We start from the raw sequence: 3,933 nt of genomic DNA, 5'->3' as shown, positions 1-3,933 counted from the left end.
CCAACAGCTATCGACTTGCATAAGCGATTGGTAGCAGAAGTGAAATCAGCTAATCCTTGGTACTATGAGGTTTCTAAATGCGCTCCTCAAGAGGCGTTGCGGCATCTTCAAAAAGCTTTTGGGCATTGGTTTAAAGTTCCCGGAAGACGCAAGCCAAGGTTTAAAAAGAAGAACGTTTTTGACAGCTTTTACCTAGAAGGTAGTATCAAGATTTCTGGAAACAGAATTAAATTACCTAGAATAGGTTGGGTAAACTGCTGTGAAATTCTCCCAGTAATTCAACCAAAAAATGTCACTATCTCTAAAAGAGCGAATGATTGGTATGTCAGTTTCAGATACGAGTTAGATGCTCTACCGACTGCTAAAACTAGAAAGCGGATAGGAGTAGATATCGGAATTAATGCCTTGGCTACTTGTTCGGATGGTACAGTTTTTCTTAATCAGAAAGCTTATCGAAAGGCTAAACAGAAATTAGCTCACCTCCAACGTTCAGTTAGTCGGAAGCTCCCAGGTTCTCTTAACCGGAAGAGAGCTAATTTGAAAGTAGCTAGACTGCATAGAAAAATATCCAACATCAGACAAGACGCACTGCATAAAATAACGACTTGGTTAGCTAAGAACCACAGGGAAATAGTTATCGAAGATTTAAATATCTCCGGTATGCTCAAAAACCATCGTTTGGCTAGTGCGATTGCTGATTGTGGATTTTATGAATTCACTAGACAGCTTGACTACAAAGCTGATTGGTACGGTGCAATAATCATTAAAGTTGACAGGTTTTATCCCAGTTCTCAACTTTGCAGTTGTTGCAATCATCGCCAAAAAATGCCACTCTCAAAAAGAACTTTTCCCTGTGGCAATTGTGGGGTGGAAATTGATCGAGATCTCAATGCCAGTATCAATCTCGAAAACTGGCAAAAAGATATTAATTATCCTTTAACCGTCAGTTCGACGGGGTTAGCCTGTGGAGAGTCACATCAACTTAATGGCACTGCTGTTAAGGATTCCACGAAGCAGGAAGTGAACATCAGTCTACTTAGGTAGATTTGAGTAGGTTTTACAGAACGGAACTGAATTCAAAGTCCCCCTGGAAATAAACAGCGAAGTATCCTCTGGCTTCCCCCTTTTTAAGGGGGACGGGAGGGGGATCTACAGGGGGATAATGGGGGATCAAAAACCTACAAACTCATAACCAGTAATTTGTTGAATTATCAATCTAAAATCTAAAATCCCATGACTGCTTTACCAAATTATCGTCCTAAACAGTTATCCCTTGGCCCTTTGGAAAGGGAAATTTTGCAGATTATTTGGGAATTAGGAGAAGTTACGGTTAAGGATGTTCACGATCGCATTTTAGCCGACCCAGACCGAGAGTTAGCTTATGCTTCGGTGACGACTGTCTTACGTCGTTTAACCGAAAAAGGTTGGTTAACTTGTGATAAAAGAGGCAAAATATACTTGTGGCAACCTTTAGTTTCCCAATCTCAAGCACAGGCGATCGAAGCTTACGAAAAATTACAAGGTTTTTTAGCAGTAGGAAACCCAGATATTGTAGCAGCTTTTGCTGATAGCTTAGATACCGCTAGTGTAGAACAATTAAAAGCGATCGCCCAACGTATTCAAGCAGCACGTCGCACTAGGGAGGAACAATAATGCACCTAATTATGATATTCTTAGTCTTAACTTTAGCATGGTTGCTGCGAACAATTGACCTACCAAAAACCGGAAGTTGGACAACTCGCGCCTACCGAACTTTACTATTATTTTTGTTTCCTCCCTTAATCTTGTTAACTACTTCATTTGCCCTCCTTTGTATGGGTGCATCAGGACAAATGATTGGGTTAAAAACAAGTTGGTTTGGTTACTTGTTAGCATTAAGTTTCTGGGTTTTTGCTGGGCTAAAATTTTGGCAGTTAGTTGGCGAAGGATTGCATACTGTCAGTCAGATTCGCAGCTATCCTTTGCAAAAACTCAAAGGTAAAAATTGCCGGATTTTTGAGACCGATATTCCTTACAGTGCCTTAATCGGTTTTTGGCAACCAGAATTAGTAGTAAGTCAGGGTTTATTAGACAGTTTAGCACCCGAGCGATTAGAGGCGGTAATTGCTCATGAAGAGGCACATTATTATTATCGGGATACTTTTTGGTTTTTTTGGTTGGGGTGGTTGCGATCGATAACCTTTTGGCTACCAAAAACCGAAAAACTATGGCAAGAATTATTAATATTGCGCGAACTCCGAGCGGATAATTGGGCAGCGAAAATTGTCGATCCTTTAACCTTAGCTGAATCTTTATTACTAGTAGTCAGTCAGCCTGTTATTCCGGTGAATAATTTCGCCGTAGAATTCAGCGCCGTAGCATCATTAAACCGTTTAAATGAGCGAATCGAAGCTTTGTTAACTACAGATAAAATCAAATATAAAATTAATTGGTGGTCTTGGACTTGGTTAGTTTTAGTCTTTCTACCTTTAGCAGCCATTCCTTTGCATAATTGAGGGATTGTAGAAGGCAAAAGACACTTTTCTCTACGGAGATAAGTTTGATTTAGCTACATCTTCTGCATTTGATTTGAACCCGCCCGGAAATCAATTTCCGGGCTAATAGCTTAAGTCCACTCAAGTGGACTGAAAGAAAGCTTTTAGGATTTATGCACTGACGTTAAATATGGTGGAATGGTGCGTTACGTTAGCACGCTTCGCACCCTACAAATAGAGCCTTTGCGTAAGTCCTAGCTTTGTATTGTAAGTATTGAGTCCTCTGAGCGAGGACTTTTGCTATAAGAAAAGCGAATTGATAAGGCAGGCGGATTTTGGCGCAGATGCAAGATTTGAATTTATCGATCTCCCTGCTCCTCTGCCTCCTTAATCCGCGACGTAGCGCCACCCTTCGGGCTCATATTCGCGTTGAATGCGAATCACCCAATCGCCTTGGGGAATAGCGATTTGTTTATGTTCTTCATGAGTTAGTAGTGCTGTGGGTGACAATACTTTTAAGTACAGGGTTCCATTTCGTTCATATAATTCTGCTTCCCCTTCGCTAATGCGGTGTTTGTGCCCGGTAACTTCACCTTCTGCTAACTTGACACTCCTCGGCTATCAAGGCACGAGGATTCTTCATTCATAGACTCAACTTGCTTTGACAGGATTGCTCCAGCCAAAGTAGAGGTTAAATCTCAGTCAAGCGTTCGGATCAACGATCCAAGTTCCTGTATGCCCTACAGTACTCAAGGCTACATTTAGAATCATGAGTGCCGCATTCCAATCCCTATCCAATATGAACCCACATTCACAAATATGGGTTCTCATAGATAGGGATTTTTTTACTATTGCACCGCAGCCGAAGCATTCTTGAGAGGTGTAGGCAGGATTAACCGCAATAGTTATCTTGCCAAACTTCACACCAAAATGCTCCAACCATTTTCTAAATTGATACCAACCTGCATCATTAATAGATTTAGCGAGACAATGATTTTTTACTAAATTCTTAATCCTCAAATCTTCGTAAGCAATCAAATCGTTAGATTTAATAACGCAACGCGCCACTTTTTTGGCGTGTTCTTCACGTTGCCTACTTATTTTGAGGTGTACTCGTCCTAATCTATTAACGGCTTTCTTGCGATTGATAGAGCCAATATGTTTGCGAGAAACCCGCTTTTGTCTAAACTTTAGACGCTTTTCGCTTGTTCGATAAAACTTAGGATTTGGCTCTGAATAACCATTGGAATCTGTGTAGAATTCTTTAATTCCTACATCTAATCCAATCGCCTTACCTGAAGGCTGACAATCTACTTTGTTGTCCACTTTTACTAAGAATTGGACGTAGTAGCCATCAGCCCGCCGAACTATCCTGACTCGTTTTATCTGCTCTAATTGGTAGAAGTTCAGATCCCACGTTCCTTTGAGTTTTAACTTGCCAATCCCTTTCTTATCGGTA

General features: G+C 40.8%; 3 protein-coding genes and 2 pseudogenes. 3 read left to right on the top strand and 2 right to left on the bottom strand.

Going from position 1 to position 3,933, the window contains the following annotated elements; genetic code table 11:
* The 3 genes from ACE1CC_RS31465 to ACE1CC_RS31455 all read left to right on the top strand — a co-directional run.
* Positions 1–1,044, top strand: a 1,044-nt coding sequence (locus ACE1CC_RS31465; protein ID WP_413274380.1) for an RNA-guided endonuclease InsQ/TnpB family protein, incomplete at its 5' end; no start/stop codon positions are given.
* A 189-nt stretch (positions 1,045–1,233) separates the two neighbouring features.
* Complete coding sequence (locus ACE1CC_RS31460) at positions 1,234–1,653, top strand: BlaI/MecI/CopY family transcriptional regulator (RefSeq protein ID WP_413274379.1); 420 nt, start codon at positions 1,234–1,236, stop codon at positions 1,651–1,653.
* On the top strand, positions 1,653–2,495 hold the full coding sequence (locus ACE1CC_RS31455; protein WP_413274378.1) for a M56 family metallopeptidase: 843 nt from the start codon (positions 1,653–1,655) through the stop codon (positions 2,493–2,495). The genes ACE1CC_RS31460 and ACE1CC_RS31455 overlap by 1 nt, the downstream gene beginning before the upstream one ends.
* 366 nt (positions 2,496–2,861) lie before the next feature.
* Here the strand turns inward: ACE1CC_RS31455 and ACE1CC_RS36990 are convergent.
* Positions 2,862–3,077 (bottom strand): annotated as a pseudogene (locus tag ACE1CC_RS36990) (hypothetical protein); the annotation flags it as partial.
* A pseudogene (locus tag ACE1CC_RS31445) lies at positions 3,074–3,933 on the bottom strand (RNA-guided endonuclease InsQ/TnpB family protein); the annotation flags it as partial. The pseudogenes ACE1CC_RS31445 and ACE1CC_RS36990, both read right to left, overlap by 4 nt.

The organism is Floridaenema aerugineum BLCC-F46 (assembly GCF_041929345.1).
Classification (GTDB): Bacteria; Cyanobacteriota; Cyanobacteriia; order Cyanobacteriales; family Aerosakkonemataceae; genus Floridanema; species Floridanema aerugineum.
Note: the sequence above shows the minus strand (reverse complement) of the source record. Positions and strands in the feature narration are given on the sequence as shown.

What these genes read in the sequence shown, in the direction of transcription:
- ACE1CC_RS31460 (WP_413274379.1), top strand. Translation starts at nt 1,234, where the DNA reads ATGACTGCTTTACCAAATTATCGTCCTAAACAGTTATCCCTTGGCCCT.
- ACE1CC_RS31455 (WP_413274378.1), top strand. Translation starts at nt 1,653, where the DNA reads ATGCACCTAATTATGATATTCTTAGTCTTAACTTTAGCATGGTTGCTG.